Genomic DNA, 26,529 nt, shown 5'->3' on the forward strand with positions numbered 1-26,529 from the left:
CCCCAAATACGGCGATTTCCATCCATTTGAAATAACAATCAGCATGCTTGAAACCAATTTCCCTTAACCAGTTCACTTGAATATCAACACGTCGATGCAAGATATGCATAGAAAAGCATGGTTTCAAGGCTGATTGAGGGCGAAATCGGGCTGTTTGAGGGCTAATAAATATCGAGTGTGAGTGAGATTGCAGCTAATAAGCTTCAATCTTTTTTTTGGTCAATTATAAAAATATATCCTTACATTAAAAAGCACTTCTTGACACAGTGCATTTCAAAGAACATAAAAGCCCTTCACAGATGAATGTGGAAGGCAAAAGACTTAATCTTTATTTTCTAAATAACTACAGTAAGCACATAGATGATCTTTATTTATAAAAATAGCACTGAACATATCTGACCAATGAATATGGTCAGTACATCTTTCGCATTTCTCTACATAATTATGTGGTAATAAACCATTTTCAATAAAGGCATACCATTGTTCATCCGTTAATCTTTCGGGCCCATTTTTAATGAGAAGCAGCGATATTCCCAACGCTTCACCATCGTTAAATTTATTTGCGCTAATTAGTTCCTCCAAATAAGAAATGCATTTAGATGGTTCACTTAATATTCTTTGTTTTAATATTTCTCTATGCATAAAACCTCTCCTTTTCCATCTACCGTACCTCTATAGAAAATAGTTAATAAATTGATGTAGGCTCTCCCTATTTTACTGCAACTGCATTGTCAGGATATGTATGAGAAAAATAATTTGGACAGACTTGGATAAAGCCCTCAAGATAATTTGCCACAGCTTGTGCAAAAGGTTGAGCAGGAAATATAAATATTTCATCGTCTTGTTGAAGCGTAATCAGCTCACCATCTAAAGACATCTGTAATAACGATGGAAATTCCCAATGGTCTTCTCCGTCACGAAAAGCCCCGTTTAGCACTTGTAAGAAGATAAACCAATATTGCGGCATCCACTCATTTGAACTGGTGAATGTTTGTTGTCCATCAGAAATCTTAACAATGCCGTATAGACTTTGCGCTTCATCGTTGAAATCTACTTCATCAAGTAATATATATTTCTTTAAGTGCATTTTGTCTACGTCATATTCCGGATTAAATAAATATGTTTGTATAGTGAACATTTCAGTCTCCTATTTCAGCAGATACTTCATATATCTTCTATTGTTTATTTTAAGTAGATTTCTTCACAATCTTCTTAGCAAGATTATCATATATATCAAAAAAATAAATCCTCTCTACTCTAAAATATTAGAGATGATATGATTTTGATTGACCTTTTTTCACAGTGGAAGCTAAAAATCAATATACCGATAGATAATACATACCAATGTATAAGTAATTATCTTTAGCCAACCCGTCTTCTAAAACACGTTTTATAGAATGAAAATTGACAATCTTTCATTTTTATAGCTAAATAATTTCCACATTCATAAATCGGTTTTTCAGCCGGAAAAAATATAATATAATTGCTACAGATAAATCGAATTAAAACAGAGAGGTACGACATAATGGAAAATGTATTTGTAATTGGTGATATTCACGGAAAAATTAAGATGTTCGAAGAATTATTAAAAAAATGGAATCCAGATCATCAGCAATTAGTATTACTTGGGGATTTAATCGATAGAGGTGAAGACTCTTATGCTGTTGTTAAATTAGCTCAAGAATTACAAAAGAAATACGGAGCAATTGTGTTAAGTGGCAATCACGAAAAAATGTTCTTAGAGTGGCTTGAAGAACCTGTAGATTCTATCGACAAACCTTTGGATTCGGATGAAGAGCCTATCAAATTCTATATTAACCATCATCCACATGGCGGTCAGGATACGTTACGTTCGTTCTTCGGTGAAGATGTAGTAAGTAAATACAGACCTCAAGAAATCGCAGATATGGTTCGTGAAAAATTTAAGGATGAACTTGCCTTTTTTAGAAGTCGCCCTCTTTGTTTAGAGTGGGGAGATTACATATTTGTTCACGCAGGTGTTAATTTATTATTGGATAATTGGAAGGACACGAATGAATCAGACTTCTATTGGATCCGCGGACCCTTCCACAATGCAAAAAACAAAACCGGTAAAACAATCGTATTTGGGCATACAACTACTGATAAACTGAATGAAGATGGAAGTGATAAGGTGTGGATATCCCCATGTGGTACTAAAATCGGAATTGATGGCGGAGCTGTATTCGGCGGTTCTTTACATGCTTTATCAACTCAAGGTAATCAAGAAACTATCTATTCAGTAAGTAATGATTTGAGCGTAATAGAAAACGTTCTGAAAAGAAAAGCATCTTACTAAATAGCTGCTGTTAATTATTTGGGACCGTGAAGAACAAAATGAAATAGATGTGCAATCGAGGTGAAGTCGTGGAATTAAACAATTTAAAGATGCCTTCATTAAGGAAAAAGATGAGATTATGGATGATTATCTTTCCGGTAAGTATAAACCGGAAAGTGATGATATGAATCGTTTTATACTTTTAGCTGAAATTAATAAATTCGAGCAAGACGAAAACCCTCTCCCCCTTTAAGGGATAGGGTTTTTGTTTCTGACTTTGTTTTAATAATTTTCAGGTTTTCATGCTTTAATTGCGGTCATAAAAGTCATCTTTAATATCGTCGCTTACTCCTTCGAAAATTTCATCGAAGTTTTCATCAAAAATCCTTTTGATTATTTAGAAAGCTAAGCTGTTACATTTGTTAATACCTCTTCTAATTATGCAGATTTCTTATAACGCAGTAAACAGTTTCTTTTATTGAGTAGATCGTTCATTTTTGTTGATAATCCAACTTTATTTAGCTGGAGTTAAACCTATTAAAATAAAAAACCTAAACCATTAATTATGAAGCCACGTTATCCGTCATTGAAACTGACAATTAAAAAACTATTTTAAAGTAGATAACTAAATTATGGTTTTATGTCTTTTTCTATGTACTATTGTAAGTATTTTCTATAAAATGAAACTACATATATTAATCAAGGTTCTAAATGGACACTCGCACATACCTTGAAAATATAGAACTTAAACTATGAAATAATCAATAGATTTTATGGAGGCAATATCTTGTTTAAAAATTTACGAGAAGAACTAAGAGATGAATGGAAAAATGCAACAGAGGATTTAGAAAAAGAAGCGTTTAAAGTGTGGCAAATAGAATATAAAGGACACATCATTCGAATAATAAATGCAATGAATGAAGAAGTTCTTTATATTAATAATGAAGTAGTGGATAAAAAAAGCAGAGACAATATGTTCAAAAAAATTACCCCTTATATAAAATTAAAGGGTGAAATTATAGAAACTGATGGTACTGTGTCAAAAATAAATGTAAAAATCGGCGGATTCTTAACTTTAAATATTGTTGTTAAAGTAAACGATACAATACTTCTTAGTGAGAAGCACAAAATTTCTATTAAATAATATTTTCCTTTCAGTTTTACTTTTCCATTAAAAATGGATTAACAGATAACAATTAATGTTGTCTGTTTTTTTATGTATACATTCATTACATATTTTCCTAAAATGGTTATATCAAGGGAGGTATTTACAGAAGAAGTAATCATTTTAAATCGGAGCACTATCAGCATTATTGCTAACAGCATGCGGCGAGGAAGGGGCTAAACATTGAGGTTCAAAAAAGGTTTGTTTGGATTCATGATGATTTTATTTGGAAGTTCACTTATAGCCATAACTATCGATGATGCTTTGATAAAAAACATAATTTTAAGAATAGCTGGTGCTATCTTTCTTTTCTTTGGAGCTAATACTTTACATAGACAAATTCATCCGAACAAATACAAATAAGACCAGCTAGGCTAATTGATATGCTCCCTATTAGGTAGACAGATTAAAAAATAAAAATATGTTAAGGGACTGTGAAGTTCTATTATCATTGGCTGCTTATATACATATGTAATTTATCTCTTTAAAAATAATTTTTTTATAAGAAAACAAACTTCCTCTCTAGGCATAATAAAAAGCTATGCTCATATTGAACATAACTTCTGATAACTTCCTATCCGTGCTAATTCTAAATTCTGTCTCATTTATTTTTCCAATGCGTTACAACACCCGCAATTGATAATACTACGGCACCCACATACAATACTGTTATTAGAAAGTGAACTTGTGCAATCCTGTCTTTTTTGAACAAGTCTTATAAAAAAGTAAGTTGATACTATCATACTTACTACACTAAAAATATTAAGAATTTTCTTTTTGTTTTTCAAAGTCATATATTCCCCCCCAAACTAATCATAATTCAAATGGATATAATTGTAACCTTTTGGACTACAAAGCATAATAAAAAGCACCCATTTCTGGATGCCTTAATATCAGTATGTTACATTCACTAATACTACTTTCTGAGTACCATCGAATACTAAGTTATTAATATCTTCTTGCAACTCTACTAATACGAAAGATGGAGTGTTAGGATTATATGACTCCCGCTTTTCTAATATTCCTTTTTCCAAATCTTCTTTTGTTGTGTATTTAATCATATCAACTCTTACTGCACAAATTGTTATTACCTCCTTATATTGCATTATAATACTTCGACTACTATTTTATATAGGATGGGAACAAAAGTATGTAATACAATTTTGATAATAACAAAATGCTACGCTCGTTTGATCGTGACTAGAAACCTTTTTGATTTGTAGATATTATATTGTTTCAACCTTATATACAGATCGTTCACTTTGTACATTACCAGTATTTAATAATTCATAAGGCTCAATGAGAGCAACATAAGCTTCTTCTTCAACTACCGGCATATGTTCTACTCCTTTTGGAATAACAACTAATTCACCCTCACCCAAATGTATATCATCTTGATCTTTTAATTTTATTTTCATTTGTCCTTTAATAACTAAAAATAATTCATCAGATTCGTCGTGATGATGCCAAATGAAATCACCTTTTAGTTTAACTATTTTAAATGCTGAATCATTTACATTTGCAATGTTCTTAGGCTGATAATACTCTTGAATAAGGTCAAATTTGGACATAAGATTTACTTTTTCAATCACTGTTATCCCTCCAAAACAATTAGTAAATTAAAGTATAACATAACAAATGCTGTGAACAGTATCACGTAAATTAATCCATACATTTAATAGGTTTTACCTTTATTTTGTTTTTATTACCTGATTACTGTCTGAATAAGGTCTGGTACATCTTGTACTAGACTTAATAAAAAGCCGCAACTCGTAATGAGGGCGACTTTTATCATACAGTTTACGCACACCTGTTAGAAGAAATGGAACAAGAGTCTGTAGCTGTGTTCAGTCGTAGTTTAGAGGATGCTAGGGCGAATTCTTAACGAATAGCCCTTCAAACCTTGGTATGTATAGATTACAGAAAACACATAAAACATATGACAAATGTAAATAGTAGAATACATATTATTGGGGTATAGTAATATTAGGAACGAAAGGAGTGGAATTTATGATTGAATCATTTGATTATAAAACTTGGAAAGAGGAACTTTGGAATGCAATTACGCATGGAATAGGCTTTATTGCAAGTATTCCGGCTCTTGTTGTGCTTATTTTAACAGGCATTCAAAATGGCAGTGCGTTGCAAATCACAACATTTAGTATTTTCGGAGTTTCTGTTATTATCCTGTTTTTAATGTCCACCCTGCTACATAGCATGCCGGAAAAATACAAACACATTTTTGCAATTCTCGATCATTCATCGATATATATTCTAATAGCTGGTACGTACACGCCGTTTTTACTGATTGCTATTGGTGGTACATTGGGCACCGTATTACTTATAACTATTTGGAGCCTCGCGATTCTTGGGGTTGCCTTTAAATGCTTCTTTATCAATCGTTTTGAAATTCTTTCTTTAATTTTTTATATCGGGATGGGATGGCTCATTATTTTTGCCATAAAGCCTATCTATGCTTATCTTGGATTTAACGGCTTTACGTTGCTGTTAGCTGGCGGACTTTTTTATACCATTGGCGCGTTATTCTACGCTTGGCGCACATTACCATACAATCACATGATTTGGCATCTCTTCGTATTAGCGGGCTGCGGCTCGATGTATGCTTGTGTGTATCTCTATTTATAAAAAATGCACGGTGCTTTTGACACCGTGCATTTCTTATTTTCGTTCAAAAATACGATATTGGAATGTGTAGCCTTCTGGTGTTGTTATTGGCTCTTGTGCCGAAACTTCAACAAAATCCGCTTCGTATTCAGGGAAATATGTGTCCCCAGGAAATGAATGATGAATTGTTGTTACATAAAGTCGATCTGCTATTGGCAAAGCAAGTCGGAAAATTTGCTCCCCACCAATAATCATAATTTCAGGTACATCCCCAGCAAGCTTAAGTGCATCATCTAAACTTGCCACTGTTTCTATACCGTCTGCTTTATAACTTTCATTTCGTGTAATAACAATGTTACGGCGTCCAGGTAACGGTCGTCCAATAGATTCGAACGTTTTACGCCCCATAATAATAGGCTTGCCCATCGTTTGCGCCTTAAAATATTGTAGTTCCCCTGGCAAATGCCAAGGCATATCGTTTTCATAGCCAATTACGCGCTGTTCGGCATGTGCCACAATTAATGAAATCATTTTGTCCCTCCAAGTTGGATATATCCCTATATTATAAACATATTTTCGCATACTAACTGAAATATTTCCCTTCTTTTAAAATAATTTTCTTTTCCAATATTAATCCCTAGTATTTTCATAAGAATAGTTTATAATAAAAATTACAAACGTTACGAAAAAGGAATGATGAAGATGACACAATTAACAAACGAAGCAATTCGCTACATAGAAGCAAATGATACAGGGTTACATTATTACGAAATGACACCAGCAGAGGCTAGAGCTTCACGCACTGTTCCAAAATGGCAATCTTCGCTTACACCAACTCTTGCTTCCATCGAAGATAAAAAAATAACAGTACGCGATGGCGCAAAAATTAATGTTCGTATTTACACACCTATCCACGGAAAAACACTACCAATCATTGTGTACTACCACGGCGGTGGCTGGGTGTTTGGAGATTTAGAGTCAGCAGATGCCGGTTGTCAGCTACTAGCTGAGAAATCACAAGCTATCGTTGTATCGGTTGATTACCGACTAGCACCAGAATTCCCATTCCCAACGCCTGTTTATGACGCATACGACGCGCTAATTTGGGTATATGAACATGCCGCAGAATTACAGGGAGATCCGGCACATTTAATCGTCGTTGGTGATAGTGCTGGTGGTAATTTAGCAACGGTTATGACACATATTGCAAAACGAGAAAATGGACCAAAAATTACTGCACAAGCCCTGATTTATCCAGTGACAAACATCAATTTCACAATGGATTCCTATGAGAAATTCGGCGCACATTTCGGTTTAGACACAGTGGGAATGGAGTGGTTTACAGGACATTATTTAACAGAAGATAACCTATCTAATCCTTTAGTGTCACCTCTTCAAGCAGAAGATTTTAGAGATTTACCGAAAACAATTTTACTCGCGGCTGAAGCAGATGTGCTGTTCGATGAAGGCATAAGCTATGCAGAAAAACTATCCGCAGCTGGTGTAGAGGTCCAACATATCGTTATGCCTGGTTTAATCCACAGTTATTTCAGTAAAATGGAGTATTTTGAGGAAGCTACGATTGAAACAGTCGAAAAAATTGCAACGTTTATCAATTACACTTTATCGTAATTACGTCCTGAGACTTATCTTTTTTCAGCTGATGTCATGCCATTTGCTGAAAAAAGATAAAATTATTTGTCTATCCTCCTAAAACAATGCGATAATAGAGCAAAATGCATTTTAAAGGATGACAACATGACACAAACAATTGCACTACAAATCAACAATCAATTTGCAGGCCCATTAAAAAAAGGCTACCCACTAATTTCAAAAGATGCAGTCGATGCACGTAAACTCCCTGCCGAGGAAGGTGCTCTATTACGCATACTAGATATTCACAATCGATTTATTGGAACTGGTTATTACGGCTTACAAAATAAAGGGATTGGCTGGTTGTTAACAACAGATGCCGAAGAAGAAATTGACACGGCATTCTTTGCAAAAAAATTCAAAAAAGCCATTCAAAACCGTGAAGGCTTCTTTAACAATCCTAACACTACGGCGTTTCGTGCCTTTAACGGTGAGGGCGACGGCATCGGTGGCTTAACGATAGACTTTTTTGACGGCTACTATATGGTGAGCTGGTATAGTGAAGGCATATACTCTTTCAAGGATGCTGTCTATGAAGCACTTTCTGAAACTGTAAATTATAAAGCGATTTACGAGAAGAAACGCTTTGATAGTAAAGGGCAGTATATAGAACAAGATGATTTTGTCATGGGTACACCCGGTGAATTCCCATTAATCGTGAAAGAAAACGGTATGAACTATGCAGTCAATTTAAATGACGGTGCGATGACAGGCATTTTCCTTGATCAGCGTGAGGTTCGTCTTGCAATTCGTGAGCGCTACGCAAAAGGTTCGAACATGCTTAATACGTTCTCTTACACTGGCGCATTCTCAGTCGCAGCAGCACTTGGTGGTGCTACGAAGACAACGAGTGTAGATGTTGCAAAGCGCAGTTTATCTAAAACTATTGAACAGTTTAGTGTCAACGCAATTGATTACGAGGCACAGGACATCAAAGTGATGGACGTGTTCCAATATTTCAAATATGCACAACGCCACAACTTAAAATTTGACCTGGTTGTATTAGATCCACCTAGCTTTGCTCGTACGAAGCAAATGACGTTCTCGACTGCGAAAGATTATCCAAAGCTTTTAATAGATACAATCGCTATTACCGAGAAAAATGGTGTCATTGTCGCTTCAACAAACAATGCAAGCTTTGGCATGAAGAAATTCAAAGGCTTTATCGACCAAGCATTTAAAGAAACAAATACACGTTACAAAATCGTTGAGGAATTTGGGCTACCAAAGGATTTCCGAGTACCACGTGAGTTCCCTGAATTTAATTACCTAAAAGTTGTTTTCATTCAAAAGTTAAACTAAAAAAGAGGCTATCCAATAAGTCCCTTTGAGCAGAACAATTTGCTTTCTATATGGTAAAAATCCGCTTCGCTTTCCGCGGGCACAGCGTAAGTCGCAATCCTCGCTACGAGCGGTTTATTGCGTCTTACGTCTTGTGCGTGCTCCTGCCGCTACGTTCACTCACGCTTTCGTCGCAAATTATGTTACCGCAGGAGTATACGCGGATTTTTATCTGTATATCAAAAAATAGATACTCTCAGCAAACTATTTTCTTTTAGGACAGCCCCATTATTGTATAAGCCGCTCCCAATAATCAGCAGATTTCGTTCGATGATAATATTTGTGAAATGGTTCGTCTTGACGAGCATATGCTTGATAGCCCGCAATAATTGCCTGTAACAGTTGTTCAATAAACTGTACAGGTACTTTTTTGGCAAATAACTCCCCTGCCTGTGCATGTCTTCCCATTGGCACAGCTCCTAAATAAACATCAAAACTATCTTTCTGATAAACAAGCCCTATTTCGTCATAAACTGCATTGTAGCAAGCTGATGCACAACCGTTCATATTGACGCGCAGTCTTTTCGGTACCTCTGTACCTTCTAGCCGTTCGTACAGCTCTTCTGTAATCATTGCTGCCTCCATCTTATCCCCATCACAAAAATCACATGCTTTCATCGACACAATATGACCTTGCTGGGCAATATATAAGCCTGCCTCTTCCAGCTCCTGTCTCATTCTCGGTACCTCAATCGTTGGCACGGATAGCAGAATACTATAGGACGCAGAATATTTAATCGCCCCATTCTCTCCGATTACTTCCGCGATTTTTTGAAATTGCAGCGGTGTATAATGCTTATTGATAATACCAGGACTTACTGCAAGACGAGTAAATTCACCTTCCGTATTTAACTTTGCAAATGTTTTGTCAGGAATATTATGTTTAAATGCATTTATCGACATGGTTACCTCTCCCCTTATGAAAAAGGAGCCAGCATATTGCCAGCCCCACTTCTTTATTGAAAACTCTTAGGATAAAATCCTTGTGCTAAAATTTGAATGGCTTCAGCTGCACGAACACCTTCTGATGCTGCCGATAATGGTAAAATAACAAAACGCTCGTTCATCACCGCATCTGTTTCTTTTAACGCTGGATCATTTTTCAAGAAATTAATTTTTCCCTCTGCGCTAGTAGTCCCGTAGTCAATAACAACAATAACTTCAGGGTTGCGCTCTACTGTGTCTTCTTTTGAAACAGTTGTCCATCCAGACTCAACATCACCAAAAATATTTTTACCACCTGCCACAGTGACAAGCTCATTCATGAAATTTTGCCCTGCTGTAGTAACATCTTGCTTACCACTATCAAAAATAAGGACACGTAATTCATCCTCGCTCTGAGGTAGCTTCGCTCGAATGTCTTCTACCTCTTTTGACATCTGTTCAATTAATGCTTCCCCGTGCTCTTCTACTTGGAATATTTTTGCGATATTACGAATATCCGTGAAAATATCCTCTAATAAAGGCTTTGTGATGCTCGAAGATGTATGTAAATATGTGTGAATCCCTAGTGCCTCAAGCTCTTCTGGTGTACCGACACCCTTTTCACTAAAGCCACTCTTCCAACCTGCATATAAAAAATCCGCTTCTGCGTCAATCACCTGCTCTTTTGTAGGGTACTGCTCAGCCAAAACTGGAACTTTATCATAGACGTCTTTTAGAGGTGCATAGATTTCATCATCTAAATACGCTGTTCCGACCATTGAATCTTCTAACCCTAATGCAAGCATAATTTCTGTGACATGCTGGTTTAAACTAATCGCTTTTTTAGGTGCTTCTGTATAAATCTGTGTCGTATCGTTATTTTCAATCATTACCTCTGTTGCTGCCGCTTTTGCTGGGTCTAACTGTTCACTTTGTGTTGCTGGTTTCTGCTCTTCACCGTTCCCACAAGCTGCTAGAATACTTAACGTTGCAATTGTAAGAACAAGCCACGTTCTTTTTAATGTCTTCATGTCTATTTCTCCTTTAATGATAAAAATTATATAGAAAGAAATCTATGATCCCTTTGCTAACTACAAGAATTGCTCTGGTATATAGAAAATATGTGGTTTTTTCGTAACAGGATGCACGCTGACCTCTGCATGTACACCAAATACATCTTTTAATAATGCCGGTGTTAATATATCTTGTGGTGCCCCGTAGGCCCTGATTTCTCCGTTTTGCAACACATAAATTTTGTCACAGTAAGTCGCTGCAATATTCAAATCATGTAAAGCAGCCACTACTGTAATAGGTAAACTTCGTATTAAATCCATTAGCTGTAGCTGATGCTGAACATCTAAATGATTTGTTGGCTCGTCTAATACCATGACCTTTGCCTGCTGCGCTAATGCCCTTGCGACAATGACACGTTTTTTTTCACCACCGGATAAGGAGCTAAAATTACGATCCTTTAAATGAACAATGCCTGCTTGGCGCATCGATTGCTCAATAATATCATGGTCTTCTTTCGTATCGCCTTCAATGAGTCGTTTATGCGGCGTACGCCCCATAGCCACAAGGTCCTTTACTGTAAACTCAAATAACACTGGTGTTTCCTGCCCTACAACAGCAAGCTGTTTGGCCATCTCCTTTGCAGATTGCTTATAAATGTTTTCATTAAATAAAAACACATCTCCTGCTTGTGGCTTGAGCATCCGGTACATATTTTTTAAAAGCGTGGATTTCCCACTACCATTAGGACCAATTAAACCAACAAACTCTCGCTCATGAATATGCATCGAAACATTTTCCAATATCTTCGCCTTTTGCACAGCAAAAGAAAGATTTTGTGCAACGAATACCATTTAATCGCCCTCCCCGAATGAATATGTTTGCTTGCGTAGCATCCAAATAAAGAATGGACAACCACATAAAGCCGTTATTATCCCAATCGGCATTTCCTCTGGGGCAATGACAATACGCGCTACAGCGTCAGCCCATATTAAAAATATCGCACCAAGTAATGCACTTACTGGTAATACAAATTTATAATTAGAGCCAACAAGCATTCGTACGATATGCGGAATGATAAGGCCGATAAAGCCAATTGCCCCGCTTACTGCCACTAACACACCAGTTAACAGAGAGATTAATAGAATAAGAAGCAGTCGAAATTTATCTAAATTTACTCCGAGCGTAACTGCAGATTCCTCTCCAAGTAAGAGTAAATTCAAATGCCGCGAGTGTAGTCGTAAAATTAGATAGACAACAATAAATACGAAGAATGGGATTGATAAATTCGCCCATTTTGCACCAGCCAAGCTGCCCATCATCCAATACATTACTGCCTTCAGACCGCCCTCTTCTTTCGACATCATGAGCATAAAGTTCGTCATCGCCGATAGCACCAGTGACACAGCAATACCAGCTAATAATAGACGGATAACTGATATTCGCCCCTGTACGCGTGCTAGGAAAAACACAATTATCACTGCAATTGTCGCCCCAATAAATGCCGCGAATGACAGCGCATACATACCTAAAAAGGAAAAAGCTCCAAGTAAAATTACAGAGGTTGCCCCTACGGATGCACCTGATGATATGCCTAAAATATATGGATCTGCAATGGAATTACGAACTAGTGCTTGAATAGCTGCACCCGATATTGCTAGACCAGCGCCAACGATCATAGCTAGTAATACACGTGGTGTACGAATTTGCCATATAATAATTTCTTGTGAGCGACTCCAGTCCGCTTCAATGCCAAACATATTGAAAGGCGCATGGGATAAAATTACTCGCCACACTGTACTTGGTGTGATCGATACAGAGCCCACCATGACTGCTATCGTCGTCGATACAAAGACGACACCAATTAGTACTACTAGTAGTAGAGCTATCTTTCTTGTTGTTTGATTCTTCAAAACGCTCTCCCCTCTTAAAACAAAGGGCATAAAAAAAATCCCCTTGTCTACAAGAGGATGTCATAGTGAAATAATGGGCGTCTCTTCCCTGTCACTACAACCATCCTCGTGGTTCTATGTAAATGTGTTGCTATTATTGGCAGGTATCCTGGCTTAGGTTCAACATCTAAACGCCTTCCCATAGCTTAGCTACAGTGACATAATGTATAGACTCCCCATTTACAGTTGCGGGACAGCATCGGAATTACACCGATTTCCCTTTTAAGCAAATGCCCAAAGACATGTGCACCAATAAATTTATTTCATATTTAGTTATAAAATTTAGAATAGCAGAACTATTTCATTCTAGCAATCAAACAAAATTATCCATTTAACAATAATCATTAATATATTAGCACTACTTAATCATAAAGCCTATTTATGTTACAAGAAATCAATTTTAGAAAATTTTCTGTTACAATAATAGACAATGAAAGATAGAAATGAGGATTTTTATGTTTAAAACAATTGGCGTGCTCGCTCATGTCGATGCAGGAAAAACAACTTTCTCCGAGCAGCTTCTTTACCATACAAATAGTATTCAAGCTAGAGGGCGTGTCGATCACCAAGATACCTTTTTAGATAATCATGCGATCGAACGTGCGCGTGGTATTACTATTTTTGCAGAGCAAGGTCGCATGCAAATCGGTAATGATACATACACACTTATCGATACACCAGGTCACGTCGACTTTTCACCAGAAATGGAGCGTGCTATACGTGTCATGGACTACGCAATCATTATCGTGAGCGCGGTTGAAGGAGTGCAAGGACATACCGAAACAGTGTGGCAACTACTACGTCAATATCATGTCCCTACATTTTTCTTCATCAATAAAATTGATCGTGAAGGTGCCGATGTAAAAGTGGTTATGGCTCAGCTTCAGAAGGAATGTTCAGATGACGTATTACTTATAGAGGAGCCACTTCGTTCGGACTATGTATCAAGCCATGTTGCCGAATGGCTTGCGGAACGAGACGAACTACTACTCGAATCTTTTCTTACTGAATCACTAGATGCCCCTACTTGCCTTTCAAGCTTGCAAGCAATGATTAAAGAAGAACAAGCCTTTCCTTGCTTTATGGGATCTGCATTAAAAGATATTGGCATCAAGGAGTTTATAGCGCAAATCCCCCTACTTACCGCTACACATTATGACAATGAGTTACCGTTTGAAGGCGAGGTATTCAAAATTCGTCATGACGGCCATCAACGCCTCACATTTATAAAAGCATTGCAAGGCACATTACATGTTCGTGATGATTTTTCGTTTGGTGAGTTTACAGAGAAGGTAACAGAAATCCGTATATATAACGGTAGTCGATTTGAAACTGTAAAAGAAGTATGTGCTGGGGAAATATTTGCAGTTAAAGGACTAAGCCAGGCTCAAATCGGTGATATCCTAGGTAGTTCAATTAGTCCGCAACCGTTTGAACTTATACCGACATTACAAGCAAAGGTGCAATATGATGGCGGGCAGCATATAAAAGATGTTTTAAAAATCTTCCGTTTGCTTGAAGCGGAGGAGCCTACGTTACGAGTTGTGTGGCACGAGAAATTCCAAGAGATTTACGTACATATTATGGGGGTTATTCAACTTGAGGTTCTCTGTGAAGTGCTAGCTAATCGCTTTTCTCTAGCCATTGCATTTGGTGAGCCGAAAATCTTATATATGGAAACAATTAGGACGACTGTGACGGGCTACGGTCATTTTGAACCGTTAAAGCATTATGCCGAGGTACATTTATTGATGGAGCCGAACACGCGTGGGACGGGAAATACATTCGTCAATGCATGCCATGCTGATGACTTATCAGTCGGACATCAACGACTTATTGAAAAACATCTATTTGAGCGCGAGCATCATGGATTATTAACAGGTTACCCTGTCACAGATATACGTTTTACCCTACTTACCGGACGGGCGCATATTAAACATACAGATGGTGGCGATTTTCGTGAGGCAACATTCCGAGCACTACGTCAAGGACTCGAACAAGCTGAAAATGTATTGCTTGAACCGTATTACCGCTTCAAGCTTAAGGCACCAAACGATTTTATTGGTCGTATGATGACTGATATTCAACAAGCAGCAGGCACTTTTGATACGCCCATTTTGACAGAGGAGCACGTTATACTAACTGGTCGTGCCCCTGTCGCAACATTCATGAGCTATAGCACTAGTTTTGCCGCTTACACAAATGGCAAAGGCTCACTGTCACTGCAGTTTGATGGTTATGATGTGTGTCATAATGCAGATGAGATTTTAGCACAAATTGGCTATGATAAAAATGCCGATACTGAATATACTTCCTCTAGTATATTTTGCGCTAAGGGCAAGGGCTATTCAGTACCATGGCAAGAAGCACAAGAGGCCATGCACTGCTTACGCTAAAATAAAAAAACAGACTTAACTCAATATTTAGGGTTGAGTCTGTTTTTTTAGGTAGTATAAAACACTACCAGATAAAATAAGCCCTCCAAAAAAGAAAAGGATGCTTTTAAAAAAATATTATTTAATTTACCTTTTACCTTTTGCAAGTAGTACCCCTGCAATAGTAACAACTACCCCTACAATAGTAACAACTACCCCTGCTCCAATTTGGAGAATTTTATTATTCTGTATATTATAGATTGTATCTTTCAATATTATTGTCTTTCTAATTGACTTTATTTCATTCAAAATTTCTACTTTTCTTTTCTCTTCAATTAAATCATCTATGATTTTATTGTATGAAAGATTAAGATTCTCCATATATTGTTTCACAAGTTCTTGAAAATTAGGTATGTTTCTCAAAACATCTTCTAAAGATTCTTTTGGTAATTTAGAAAAATTATCAACTAACTTTTCAAATGTTTCATACTGTATAATCTCATTAGGGTTATTGACACCAATTTTATTAAAAATTTCAGATAGTTTCATCTCATCTTTTTTATTTTTCATTGCAATTCCCCTTCCAATTATTCCTAATATGGAGAATGATACTATATCAACCCCAAACATACCACTTATTCCTTTTTCTCGCTTGTACCGCTAACGCAAGACCAATTACATTGTCATCATGGTTGCCTTCACCTTTTTTGTTACCTGTCTTACCATTGGTTTCGATAAAAATCTGCATTTGCTCTAATGTTTCCTTACAATTCACTAAAATCAAGTCACATTCAAATTGCTCTTTTAAATCACTTATCATAATACTTTTACTTGTTTGGTCTGTTTCCAGTGAAAACATAAATAAAGACACCCGATTTGATACGATGTTAAACGGCTAAACCAACATCGATATACAAAAAAGGGGCCTCTATGAAACGGTTTAACGCAATTTATCAAATAAGTATCCATTTGTAGTAGCTGGAACGTTCAATGAAGTGAAAATACCCACCTCGCACTAAGTGAAGTGAAGTGGAATGAAACCCAACCTAGAGTAAGTTCACATACAAAATTCAATACATCAACTTATATATTAGAATAGTTCCAATTCACCAAATATCAAAAGGTTTTTTTCCCTATATATACAATTTGAAAAGAATGGGAAAATGGAGAAGAGGAAATAAAAGGAGGACAAGTCGGTATGAAATTAAGAATTTCAGTACTCAACTTGGTCATATGCGCAGGTTTTCTAATAAGTGGATGTTCGTCCCCGACTGATATGAAAAATAAACCGAATGAATCAGAAATAACAGCTCCTATTGACAACAGTATACCGAGCGCACCACGGACTTTGGATGAAATGATTCATCAAAAATCAGGGCTGTGGACAGATAAATATATCGATAAAGAAACGGAACTCGGACGCGGCATTAATGTGTTAGGCTATTTGGGCTTTCATCAAAATGAATTCACACCTATTTTAAAGGAAGAGCTCCCAAAATACTTCAAAGATAAAGCAGAGTTGACGACTGATGAGCTATATGATCATCTCGTCTATTTGCTTGGTTCTGGAAAGTATATCGACTATTACGAAGACCTTCAAAACTGGCAGCATGGTTTCACAATGCCCGCACTTCCTACAGGTCCTAATGCCACTGAAACTGTAGAAAAGTCTATGAACGTAATACTTCTGCTCGACGCAAGTGGAAGTATGAAGGCAGAAGTACCTGGCGGAGTGAAAATGGAGCTTGCAAAGGAAGCAGTTCACTCCTTTGCCAAACAATTAAAACCAGAAGCCAATGTCGCCCTCTTTGCCTATGGGCATGTTGGTGCAGGTACCGATCAGGATAAAACAAAATCCTGTGGAACAATAGAAGATGTCTATTCGTTACAACCATATGACGAAAATACTTTTACCGCTTCACTAAATAGTTTCCAAGCAAGCGGCTGGACTCCCCTTGCAGGAGCTATAGAAAAAGCTCATGACCTTTTAAAAGCATATCCTGAAAATGAAAACGTGAACATTGTTTATATCGTCAGTGACGGTGTCGAAACATGCGACGGAAACCCTATCGATGCTGCCAAGCTCTTACAAGCTTCTAATATTCAAGCAAAAGTAAATATTATCGGCTTCGATGTTGACGACAAAGGTCAGGCAGAATTGAAGAAAGTTGCAGATGCTGGAAACGGCGATTTTGTCACAGTCCAAAATAAAGATGAACTGGAAACATACATCACAAAGAAGTGGAAACCAACAATTGGCCAGCTCGTATTTATCAATGGGCCAAGTGGGCGCGAATATCTTGACGTTCTGGAAAGCTTATTTCGCCTCAAAGATCTTTTGACGTATCCCGCTGAACGGGAAAAAATGCGCATTGATAGCGCTATTTCCATCCTTCATCAGGAAGAGTTAATTTCAGTTGATCAAAAGACACAACTCCTTACTCTAACTAATGATATGTATGAAGTTAAACATGAAAATTTTTCGAGCATTTATGAAACGAAAAAGAATGAAACGGATTTAGCAGCAGACGAAATCAAAACAAAAGTCGATGAGTGGAAAGAACAATTTAAGGACCAATAAATAATCCACCTATAGGCTAATGAACAACCTAATATCTCTCTACTAAAAAGTTTTTCTGCATCTTTTGGAGAATAATAATGCCTACGCTTTCCGTTCGAATTCCCTAAAACTCCCCCACTTGATTTCAAATCTATATAAAACAAAAGTGCTTCCGTATAAAACAGAAGCACTTTCATCATCATAATTATTTAAATTTCATAATGCTTGCACCAGCAATACCTGGATGCGTCATTTCATAAGGATCTAGGATTAAATCTAATTGCTCAGCTGTTAATACCCCTTCTTCGATACAAAGCTCTCGAATCGAGCGACCTGATAGTATTGCTTCACGCGCAATGCGTGCTGCAATTTCATATCCGATATGTGGATTTACTGCTGTTAATACCCCTACACTCTTCTCAACGTATTCTTTCATGCGTGACTCGTTTGCCTCGATATCTTTCAAACAGTTTTCCGTAAACGCATGGAATACATTTTTCATAATACTAAGTGATTGGATTAGGTTAAAGACAAGTACTGGCTCCATAACGTTTAACTCTAATTGACCTGCTTCTGATGCAAGACAAATTGTTTGGTCGTTACCAATGACTTGGAAAGCTACTTGGTTTAATACTTCAGGCATAACTGGGTTTACTTTCCCAGGCATAATAGATGATCCTGGCTGACGGGCTGGTAATACAATTTCACCTAAACCTGCACGTGGACCTGATGCCATTAAACGAAGATCATTTGCAATTTTAGACATGTTAATCATACAAATTTTCAGCGCACCTGATACTTCTGTATATGCGTCTGTGTTTTGTGTAGCATCAACTAAATGTGTAGCGCCTTTTAGTGGTAATCCAGAAATTTCAGCTAGATGTTCGTCAACGGATTTAATGTAATCTGGGAATGCGTTTAACCCCGTACCAACAGCCGTTGCGCCCATATTAACATCGTATAGGTTCGGACGTGTTTGGCGAATGCGCTGGATATCACGGTTAATGACACGGCTGTACGCTTCAAATTCTTGCCCAAGACGGATTGGTACAGCATCTTGTAAATGCGTACGTCCCATTTTTATAACGTGTGCGAATTGTTCCGCTTTTTGTTGGAACACTGCTTGCATTGTCTCCATCGTACCCAGTAATTCATCTACTAAGTTAAGTACGGCGATGTGAATCGCTGTCGGGAATGCATCATTCGTCGATTGAGACATATTGACGTGGCTATTTGGACTAATTGTTTGATAGTCGCCTTTTTCTTTCCCTAAAATTTCAAGTGCACGATTTGCAATGACTTCATTTGCATTCATGTTAATAGAAGTACCTGCGCCCCCTTGAATTGGGTCAACGATGAACTGTCCATGCCATTTCCCATCAATAACTTCTTGAGCGGCTTCAACGATCGCATTACCGATGTCTGTTTGTAATAGATTTACTTCCATATTACCAAGCGCAGCTGCTTTTTTAACAACCCCCATTGCTGTAATCAATGCAGGATGAATTGTGTAGCCTGTAATTGGGAAGTTTTCTGTTGCACGAAGCGTTTGAATACCATAGTATGCTTCTTTCGGTAATGTGCGTTCCCCTAAAAAGTCTTTTTCAATACGTAGTGTGGGCATAGATGTAATCTCCTTTTATGTATACTCCTTATGTATAGTAGCTAATTAAAGGTGTAATGTAAACCTCCGCAACTTTTCAAAGGAATCTTATAGCAAAACAGCTGTATTTCCCGTCTTTTCGGGCAATTATGTGAAATAAATCAATTTTTAGTGATATCTACTAATACATGATAGGCCTGGTACAACATTACGTACCAAGCCATAATATTGCATACCCATTTATTTGACGTTACAGTAAGTCGACCATTTACATGTTCTGGATTTCTAATTCACCCTTCACTGCAATCGAAAAAATCTGTAACGCTTAATTAGCTTATATTTTCGTGACATAGATCACGAGTTCTTGGCGAATTTCACCGTTTTCTTCATAAAAATCTAAGTTATGAAATTCATATTTAAAATGGCCAACTGGAAACGTTACACTTTCACCTTGAGCAGCTGCTAAAATGCCCGCTACATCATGTGAGACCATTTGTAAAAGGTCTGTACCTGTTAAGGTTTCGACAAATACTACGTTCATAAAAAAACACCTCCTAAGCTATTATAGCTTAGAAGGCGTTTGCATTATAGTAGCTCTTTGTTACTATTAAGTCGAATATCCTCAACAACTTGCATCATTTGATGTAGCTGTTCTTTGGATAACTTAGGCGAGATTGCGTATTTGTCATGTTGTTTTCTCATATTAATTAATTGTTGCATCGAAATCTCTACAGTATCATTCTCCATCAAACGTAGATGCCTCTTATTTCCACCCATATGAAATACCCTCATTCTTCTCACAACAATCCCCCCTATCATTTTAATTAGAAAATAGTACTATAGCTACTACATAAAATTTATAGTACATTTATGGATTCACTCATTACACAACTAGCCAATTGTTCAAAAAAGAATATTTTGAACTAATATCTTTTTTAAATTTGGCTCTACACTAAAATCTGTACTTGACTGCACATTCCACTACATGCGGACGCTTTCCAGGGGGCGAGCCTTGAGCCGCCGCCTTCCGTTCCATGAGATTAGCTATTGCGGCGGTTCCTCTATATCAAGCACATAATTTGACGATGATCCATAAATTTGATAAACAAAATTTCACTTCTGTCTTTTTACGTTTGTAAAATAGTTTCAGTCATGAAATCCTGTTAATAATGCAGGCTAGAATTGTCTCCAGTATATTGAGGCAGTTCTTTATATTTATACTGCGATTGGTGCTTTAATTGCTGGGTGTGGATTATATCCTTCAATCGTCAAGTCTTCTAATTCAATATCAAAAATCGAAGTTTTTTCTGGATTTATTTTTAAGGTTGGTAGGTCCCTAAGGTCACGTGACAACTGTTCTTTTACTTGCTCAACGTGGTTTGAATAGATATGTGCATCGCCAATACTATGAATAAATTCTCCGACTTCCAGCCCGCATTCGTGGGCGATTAAATGTGTTAATAGCGCATACGACGCAATATTAAATGGACATCCTAGCAATGTATCAAGACTTCTTTGCATTAACTGGCAACTTAACTTACCATCCGCAACAAAAAATTGGAACATGACATGACATGGTGGCAATGCAGCCTTACTGCCCTTTTTCCCTGCATCAATAACGTCCTCAGGGTTCCAAGCATTGACGATTAAACGACGAGAATCCGGGTTCGTTTTAATTTGATCAATCACATCTTGCAGCTGATCTAAACTTTCACCTGTTGATGTTGTCCAATTTCGCCACTGCTTGCCATAAACATTGCCGAGCTCACCATATTTATTTGCAAATACATCGTCTGATAAAACACGTTTACAAAACGCAGCTAATTCCTCTTTATATAAAGCATTAAATTCTTCATCTACTAGGCAACGACGACCGAAATCTGTCATATCAGGGCCTGTATACTCATCAGATTCAACCCATTTTTTAAACGCCCATTCATCCCAAATATGATTGTTGTTTTGTAATAGATAGCGAATATTCGTATCGCCTTTTATAAACCAAAGCAACTCGCTTGCCACGAGTTTAAATGGTACTCGCTTCGTCGTTAAGAGTGGAAACCCCTTGCTTAGATCAAAGCGCATTTGGTAGCCAAAAACACTGTATGTGCCTGTTCCGGTGCGGTCTTCCTTCTTCACACCGTTGTCTAAAATATGTTGTAGTAAATTTAAATACGCGGTTTCTGGATGCGTCATCTCAATTAACAGCTCCTTCAATTATGCTGTTGAACATTATAACATCAATTACGCTCCGGTGAAATCACGTCCATATTTTCCCACGATTCCTTTGAAACCTTATTCTCGGTTGCGACAAAGACCATTGGCATTACAATAATACTAAGTAAAACAGGGGTAACAATTAGTAGTAGATCTATACCCGGTCTAAAATATAGACCAAATGCTGTAAGTAATCCTGACATTACGACAAAGATTATTTGAGCAATAATAATTAATACTGGAATGAGTTGATACGTATAACTAAGTTTTCTATATTGATGCATTTCCTCAGGGCACTGTAAAAGCCTCTTTTTTAACCGTCCTGCTAAAAATAGACATGTCATCACTTGTAACAAAATGAAACTAATATAAATGACACTTCGCACCAACATCTGTACTTTATCAATACTTCCATCAAAATTGCCAATCCGCTGCTGTAAAAGCTCATTCACTGGACCCTCATATACATACTCACTTTCACTAAAAAAAGTCAGTGGCTGTACAAAGCCAAATGTTGCCCACTCTTTCGCATTGACCGTCCAATCAGTCAGCTTACTCGCCATAATTCGCAATTGAATAGCTTCATCCTCACCAAACATACCAATTAAAATGCTATACGGAATTTCTAGTTGGATCTGCCCTTTTTTCTTCAGCTGAAATAAGTCCTCAATGAAAAAAGTATACTCCACGACAGAATTATTCACCTCATAATGCGCCGTTTGAATTTCCCATTGTGATGACAGGGACTGCTCTATATTAACCTTCATCTCATCATAAGCAGTTGAATTATGAAGCTGTTTAGGAATTTTATAGACAAAATGATTGTCACCACCGATAATACAAACATCCACTTCAACAGAGTCAGTAGTCTTTGCTATCGTCTCAACCGAAAACAAAGTGAATAGCAATATACAAAAAAGTATAATTCGAACAAGTCTCTTTTTTAACATGTGCGCACCCTTTCTAGCATATTGTTATTTTTACACTAGCATAATTCTTACCGAAACAACCATTGTGTTATTCCGAAAAAACGCTAGTGGTTTTCCGAAAGTCCCTATTTCGGACTTCCATATTCACTAGAAGTTAAGGATAATAAGAATAAGTATGTAATTGAAAACAAAGTATTTTAATTGCTATTTACTATCTATAGAAAAGAGATTTATATGAGTAAACTAACCTCAATTATTTTTGCTATTTACATAGTTCTTGGTATCTATTTTCTCTCATTAGCCATTCAAAAACCGTTTATCAACATCGATCTAAATGAAGTTAATGGACAGCTAGTCATTAACAAGCCTTATTATCCAAAATGGGCTCAGCAGCAAAATATTGCAAAAGGCGATATTTTATTGAGTATAGATCAGCAGGACCCTGCTAAAAATCCAGGTGTTCAAAAATATCCTTACATTATCGAAGCAAAAGAGTTAAGCATTTTAAAAGAAGACGGAACCATTCATACAGTAACTATTACTCATAGAGATTTGCCAGCTCAGCTTTTTATCTTTATTATCTTCCCAATGCTCTACTTTGTATTAACAATATTTGTAACACTCTATTTATGGAAAAAAAATAGAGATAATTTTCTAACCATATTACTTATACTTTTTTTATTAACAGTTTCCCTCGCATATATTAGTAGTATCGCGTCTAGTAGAGATAATAGTATAGGGATTTTATTAATTGGTTTTTTGATTATTTCATGCTTAGTCATACTCATTCATTTTTTGCAACAATACTTTAGTTATTTACATATTAAGTGGCCATTTATCAATTCTCGCTGGCTCTATTTTTTCCCTTTAATTGTACTTTGTAGTGATTTCAACTATGTTCTAAATCCTGATGTCCGTATCATTACAGCTAATATGGTTCTTGGCTTATTCGGTATTTTTGTCCTATGTATCATATGCATTTTACTGGTGAGCTATTTACAAACTCACTCACCAAAAATAAGATTAATTGCAATTTCATTAATAATACCGTTTATGCCATTTTTACTTTTGTTTGTCGTACCAAAAATTTTAGGTCGGCCAGTTATCCTATCTGGAGAGTTTAGCGCATTATTTTTACTATTCATTCCATTTTCTTTTATCTTTATTCAAGTAAATGAACGATTATTAGACATTGAGTATCAGTTATCTCGTTTTCGTTATTACTCTGCCCTAGCTTTTTCGATTTCCTTGATATTGACAATCGGGATTTTACTCTTATTGAACGAACTCGAATCAGCAGCAAAAATAATAGGTGTTTTCAGCTTACTTTTCATCGGTATTCTAGCAGGATTCTACGTAAAAGAGCACCTCGATTTTAAACATCGAAAAATTATTTTTTCTTCTAACGGCGACTATGTACATAATTTATATGCGGCAGTTAACCGCATCGGAAAAGCAAAAAATCAGCTGGAACTAGAAGCCCGTTTCACGCATGAAATTGCCAATAAGCTCGGTACAACCGCATTTACGATAGAAACAATTAAAGATGATTTGCCGTTATCACGTGGTGAAATGGTAATTGAGTATAAGGTAATTCAGCTAGTTTTACATGATACTGCAGACGAAAAGATAGTCTTAACCATTTCAAACACACTCCAAAAAAAGGAGCTTTTATGGCTAGAATTACTTTCTCTCTATTTCTCCATGTTTGTAGAAAATTTAAAACTCATCGAGGATCTAGTAGAAGAAATACATCACATGAAGGTAGCAAGCCATACACAACTTCCTTGGCTAGATAAATTACTATGGAATATTATCGAAAAAGAAAAAACAATTCTGGCACAGGAATTACATGACACGATTTTACAGGAGCAGCTCCATTTGGCGAGAGAGCTTGATGTTCTTGCAAGCAACCCTATTATAAAGAAAGAACGAGTTTTAGAGATTCGCGAGCAACTACTCGATGCATCACACGATTTACGGGAGTATTGTGAAAACTTAAGCCCCCCATTGCTAGATACATTTGGCTTACAAGTTGCATTAAAAAAACTTATACAAAAAGTGAAAATCCGTGCGAACTTTTTACTTGATGCACAAATTGAACGTGTTAATTTTCAAGATGTAACACTTCATCTTGTTGTGTACCGACTTGTACAAGAACTACTCAATAATGCCATTAAACATTCTGAAGCTACTGGGGTCACACTTCATCTTATCGCTATCGATCGTGGCTTTGCCTTAAAGTACAATGATGACGGAATCGGTTGCAATATCGACGAGATGTTGGAATCTACAACATCTATGGGCATAAAAGGTATTCGTGAACGTGTACGTGCTTTTAGCGGTGACATGAATATACGTTCAATGCCACATGAGGGCATGCATATTTATATTCAAATACAAGAAGAAGGTGAGGACAAATATGATTGAGTTACTTATTGTTGACGATCACCCTGTCGTATTAGATGGTACAAAGACTCTTTTACAAAGCTTATCGAATGTGCATATTGAAACTGAACAGGACGGACCTTCCGTACTCTCGCTTATGGAAACAAAAACATTTCAGCTCTATTTAATCGATATTAATATGAAACCAATTAACGGTATTCAACTTGCCGAAATGATTAAAAAGAAACAATCTGAAGCAATTATTTTATTGTATACAGGTTATGAATTAGCAGACTATTATGAATTACTCGTAGAAAAAAAAGTCGATGGGTTATTATCTAAACTTGCCACTAAAGAGCAGGTCATTCATACGATTCAAGCAGCGTTTCGTGGGGAAATTTTATTACCAACTGACTTTTTAGATTTTGTACAACGACGCACACATCGGTCGGATGCAAAACAAGACGTCTTACTCAGTGACAAAGAACAGGAAATATTACAGTATGTCGCACAGGGCTGCACGAATAAAGCCATTGCCTCTTATTTAGGCGTAACGCAGCGCACCGTAGAAAATTATTTATCGAAGCTCTTTGTGCGACTCCATGTAGAATCGCGCGCAGAGGCCGTCATTGTAGCCAAAGAAAATGCTTGGATTGACTAATTGAGCCCCCACCCCCTAGTAGTTCCATCCCTTAAAAAGTGGTTGAATGAAACAGTGCGAATCGAAGGATATTTCGGAATATTCACCAAATCTATAGTATATAGTGACCAAAGTAAATACTGCTTTACTTTGATCGTATTTGGTAGCAACGAGGGGGGCATGAGTATGACTAAAAGAAGAATTCAACAACAATATAGAGAACAAATAGAATACAAAAACAATAAGAATTTATCTTGGATTATCATCATGACTATTTTGTTTTCTTTAACATTTATATTTGCGCCAACTTTATGGAATACCAACAATCCTTCAATAACCATAAAAAAATTGGATAATTCCGAATCTAGCTGGTGGATGACTATTCCTGAAATAAAGTACTAAAAGAAGTAAGTGTTTGTTATACAGGTATATCTTTCGACTACACTTCCAATCCTTTTGAGATAATTATAAAAACATCGCTTCATGGTGAACATTCTGGTGAAGAGGTAGAAATGCTAGTGAATATCACTAATGAAATGATCATTACAAATAATCTACCTTTGCTATTACATGAAGGTAAAGGATATGAAATTATTGTTAGAGGAAAAGATAAAACGGATTTATCCAGAAAGGTATTCTTTTAATTGTATCAATAGCCAAAACATGACCATCAATCTATAAAATTCGCTATGTAAAAGGCTGCTCGGTTAAATATTATTGAGCAGCTTTCTTCAGTTAAAAATCTACTGCAAACGGCTCTTCTTTTCTAATTTACTCCTCAATTGTACAATCTTCAGAACAAAATTGAAGATTCCCCCTCTATCCATTCTTCATCATCACTCCTTTTTTCTCA

General features: G+C 36.7%; 25 protein-coding genes and 1 riboswitch. Of the genes, 10 read left to right on the top strand and 15 right to left on the bottom strand.

Annotated features, from left to right (window positions below; all coding sequences use genetic code 11):
- Nucleotides 1–321: 321 nt before the first annotated feature.
- Together ACIQ2D_RS09660 and ACIQ2D_RS09665 are read right to left on the bottom strand one after the other, a co-directional pair.
- On the bottom strand, nt 322–642 hold the full coding sequence (locus ACIQ2D_RS09660; protein ID WP_402863006.1) for a hypothetical protein: 321 nt from the start codon (nt 640–642) through the stop codon (nt 322–324).
- Nucleotides 643–709: 67 nt separating this feature from the next.
- Entirely contained in the window at nt 710–1,138 is a 429-nt protein-coding gene (locus ACIQ2D_RS09665) for a hypothetical protein (RefSeq protein ID WP_402863009.1), read from the bottom strand.
- 387 nt (nt 1,139–1,525) lie between these two features.
- Between ACIQ2D_RS09665 and ACIQ2D_RS09670 the strand changes: the two genes are divergently transcribed.
- A complete protein-coding gene (locus tag ACIQ2D_RS09670) occupies nt 1,526–2,317 on the top strand; it encodes a metallophosphoesterase family protein (RefSeq protein ID WP_402863012.1) in 792 nt (263 codons plus the stop codon).
- 766 nt (nt 2,318–3,083) lie between these two features.
- Nucleotides 3,084–3,440: a hypothetical protein gene (locus tag ACIQ2D_RS09675; RefSeq protein ID WP_402863015.1), complete on the top strand. Its 357-nt coding sequence runs from the start codon at nt 3,084–3,086 to the stop codon at nt 3,438–3,440.
- Between the two features lie 1,247 nt (nt 3,441–4,687).
- Here ACIQ2D_RS09675 and ACIQ2D_RS09680 read toward each other — a convergent pair.
- Nucleotides 4,688–5,053: a cupin domain-containing protein gene (locus ACIQ2D_RS09680; protein WP_402863018.1), complete on the bottom strand. Its 366-nt coding sequence runs from the start codon at nt 5,051–5,053 to the stop codon at nt 4,688–4,690.
- A 418-nt stretch (nt 5,054–5,471) separates the two neighbouring features.
- On the opposite strand from ACIQ2D_RS09680, the gene trhA reads away from it, so the two are divergent.
- Nucleotides 5,472–6,107, top strand: coding sequence for a PAQR family membrane homeostasis protein TrhA (gene trhA, locus ACIQ2D_RS09685; protein WP_402863021.1), 636 nt, complete (start codon nt 5,472–5,474; stop codon nt 6,105–6,107).
- 33 nt (nt 6,108–6,140) lie between these two features.
- On the opposite strand, the gene ACIQ2D_RS09690 is transcribed toward trhA, so the two are convergent.
- Nucleotides 6,141–6,617: a dihydrofolate reductase gene (locus ACIQ2D_RS09690; protein ID WP_402863024.1), complete on the bottom strand. Its 477-nt coding sequence runs from the start codon at nt 6,615–6,617 to the stop codon at nt 6,141–6,143.
- Between the two features lie 171 nt (nt 6,618–6,788).
- On the opposite strand from ACIQ2D_RS09690, the gene ACIQ2D_RS09695 reads away from it, so the two are divergent.
- Complete coding sequence (locus ACIQ2D_RS09695) at nt 6,789–7,718, top strand: alpha/beta hydrolase (protein WP_402863027.1); 930 nt, start codon at nt 6,789–6,791, stop codon at nt 7,716–7,718.
- 126 nt (nt 7,719–7,844) lie between these two features.
- On the top strand, nt 7,845–9,041 hold the full coding sequence (locus tag ACIQ2D_RS09700; protein ID WP_402863030.1) for a class I SAM-dependent rRNA methyltransferase: 1,197 nt from the start codon (nt 7,845–7,847) through the stop codon (nt 9,039–9,041).
- Nucleotides 9,042–9,308: 267 nt separating this feature from the next.
- Here ACIQ2D_RS09700 and ACIQ2D_RS09705 read toward each other — a convergent pair whose 3' ends face one another.
- From ACIQ2D_RS09705 to ACIQ2D_RS09720, 4 genes are read right to left on the bottom strand one after another with little or no spacing between them, the layout of a single operon-like run.
- Nucleotides 9,309–9,983 carry a precorrin-3B methylase gene (locus ACIQ2D_RS09705; RefSeq protein ID WP_402863033.1) on the bottom strand — a complete coding sequence of 225 codons (675 nt, stop codon included), beginning with the start codon at nt 9,981–9,983 and terminating at the stop codon, nt 9,309–9,311.
- Nucleotides 9,984–10,036: 53 nt separating this feature from the next.
- Nucleotides 10,037–11,035, bottom strand: a complete 999-nt coding sequence (locus ACIQ2D_RS09710) for an ABC transporter substrate-binding protein (protein WP_402863036.1) — start codon at nt 11,033–11,035, stop codon at nt 10,037–10,039.
- A 60-nt stretch (nt 11,036–11,095) separates the two neighbouring features.
- The gene (locus ACIQ2D_RS09715; protein ID WP_402863039.1) at nt 11,096–11,869 is read right to left on the bottom strand and encodes an ABC transporter ATP-binding protein; all 774 of its coding nucleotides are present in this window, start codon (nt 11,867–11,869) and stop codon (nt 11,096–11,098) included.
- On the bottom strand, nt 11,870–12,928 hold the full coding sequence (locus ACIQ2D_RS09720) for a FecCD family ABC transporter permease (RefSeq protein WP_402863042.1): 1,059 nt from the start codon (nt 12,926–12,928) through the stop codon (nt 11,870–11,872).
- 121 nt (nt 12,929–13,049) lie between these two features.
- Nucleotides 13,050–13,236, bottom strand: a riboswitch (cobalamin riboswitch).
- Nucleotides 13,237–13,422: 186 nt separating this feature from the next.
- Here ACIQ2D_RS09720 and ACIQ2D_RS09725 point away from each other — a divergent pair.
- Nucleotides 13,423–15,363, top strand: a complete 1,941-nt coding sequence (locus ACIQ2D_RS09725) for a GTP-binding protein (RefSeq protein ID WP_402863045.1) — start codon at nt 13,423–13,425, stop codon at nt 15,361–15,363.
- Nucleotides 15,364–15,489: 126 nt separating this feature from the next.
- Here ACIQ2D_RS09725 and ACIQ2D_RS09730 read toward each other — a convergent pair whose 3' ends face one another.
- Both ACIQ2D_RS09730 and ACIQ2D_RS09735 read right to left on the bottom strand, forming a co-directional pair.
- The gene (locus ACIQ2D_RS09730; protein WP_402863048.1) at nt 15,490–15,972 is read right to left on the bottom strand and encodes a hypothetical protein; all 483 of its coding nucleotides are present in this window, start codon (nt 15,970–15,972) and stop codon (nt 15,490–15,492) included.
- Nucleotides 15,959–16,201: a hypothetical protein gene (locus ACIQ2D_RS09735; protein ID WP_402863051.1), complete on the bottom strand. Its 243-nt coding sequence runs from the start codon at nt 16,199–16,201 to the stop codon at nt 15,959–15,961. The genes ACIQ2D_RS09730 and ACIQ2D_RS09735 overlap by 14 nt, the downstream gene beginning before the upstream one ends.
- A gap of 339 nt (nt 16,202–16,540) precedes the next feature.
- Between ACIQ2D_RS09735 and ACIQ2D_RS09740 the strand changes: the two genes are divergently transcribed.
- A complete protein-coding gene (locus ACIQ2D_RS09740; RefSeq protein ID WP_402863054.1) occupies nt 16,541–17,923 on the top strand; it encodes a vWA domain-containing protein in 1,383 nt (460 codons plus the stop codon).
- 184 nt (nt 17,924–18,107) lie between these two features.
- Here the strand turns inward: ACIQ2D_RS09740 and aspA are convergent, their stop codons facing one another.
- The 5 genes from aspA to ACIQ2D_RS09765 form a co-directional block, all read right to left on the bottom strand.
- On the bottom strand, nt 18,108–19,526 hold the full coding sequence (gene aspA, locus ACIQ2D_RS09745; RefSeq protein ID WP_402863057.1) for an aspartate ammonia-lyase: 1,419 nt from the start codon (nt 19,524–19,526) through the stop codon (nt 18,108–18,110).
- Between the two features lie 313 nt (nt 19,527–19,839).
- Nucleotides 19,840–20,046: a thymidylate synthase gene (locus ACIQ2D_RS09750; protein WP_402863060.1), complete on the bottom strand. Its 207-nt coding sequence runs from the start codon at nt 20,044–20,046 to the stop codon at nt 19,840–19,842.
- Nucleotides 20,047–20,090: 44 nt separating this feature from the next.
- Nucleotides 20,091–20,306 carry a hypothetical protein gene (locus ACIQ2D_RS09755; RefSeq protein ID WP_402863063.1) on the bottom strand — a complete coding sequence of 72 codons (216 nt, stop codon included), beginning with the start codon at nt 20,304–20,306 and terminating at the stop codon, nt 20,091–20,093.
- Between the two features lie 414 nt (nt 20,307–20,720).
- Complete coding sequence (locus ACIQ2D_RS09760) at nt 20,721–21,698, bottom strand: thymidylate synthase (protein WP_402863066.1); 978 nt, start codon at nt 21,696–21,698, stop codon at nt 20,721–20,723.
- A gap of 44 nt (nt 21,699–21,742) precedes the next feature.
- The gene (locus ACIQ2D_RS09765) at nt 21,743–22,669 is read right to left on the bottom strand and encodes a hypothetical protein (protein ID WP_402863069.1); all 927 of its coding nucleotides are present in this window, start codon (nt 22,667–22,669) and stop codon (nt 21,743–21,745) included.
- Between the two features lie 213 nt (nt 22,670–22,882).
- Here ACIQ2D_RS09765 and ACIQ2D_RS09770 point away from each other — a divergent pair, with 213 nt between their 5' ends.
- The 3 genes from ACIQ2D_RS09770 (at nt 22,883) to ACIQ2D_RS09780 (ending at nt 26,078) form a co-directional block, all read left to right on the top strand.
- Entirely contained in the window at nt 22,883–25,078 is a 2,196-nt protein-coding gene (locus tag ACIQ2D_RS09770) for a sensor histidine kinase (RefSeq protein ID WP_402863072.1), read from the top strand.
- Nucleotides 25,071–25,697, top strand: coding sequence for a response regulator (locus ACIQ2D_RS09775; protein ID WP_402863075.1), 627 nt, complete (start codon nt 25,071–25,073; stop codon nt 25,695–25,697). Before ACIQ2D_RS09770 ends, ACIQ2D_RS09775 begins: the two co-directional genes overlap by 8 nt.
- Nucleotides 25,698–25,862: 165 nt before the next feature.
- On the top strand, nt 25,863–26,078 hold the full coding sequence (locus ACIQ2D_RS09780) for a hypothetical protein (protein ID WP_402863078.1): 216 nt from the start codon (nt 25,863–25,865) through the stop codon (nt 26,076–26,078).
- Nucleotides 26,079–26,529: the final 451 nt, after the last annotated feature.

It is taken from the genome of Lysinibacillus sp. NPDC097287 (genome assembly GCF_044761695.1).
GTDB lineage: Bacteria > Bacillota > Bacilli > Bacillales_A > Planococcaceae > Lysinibacillus.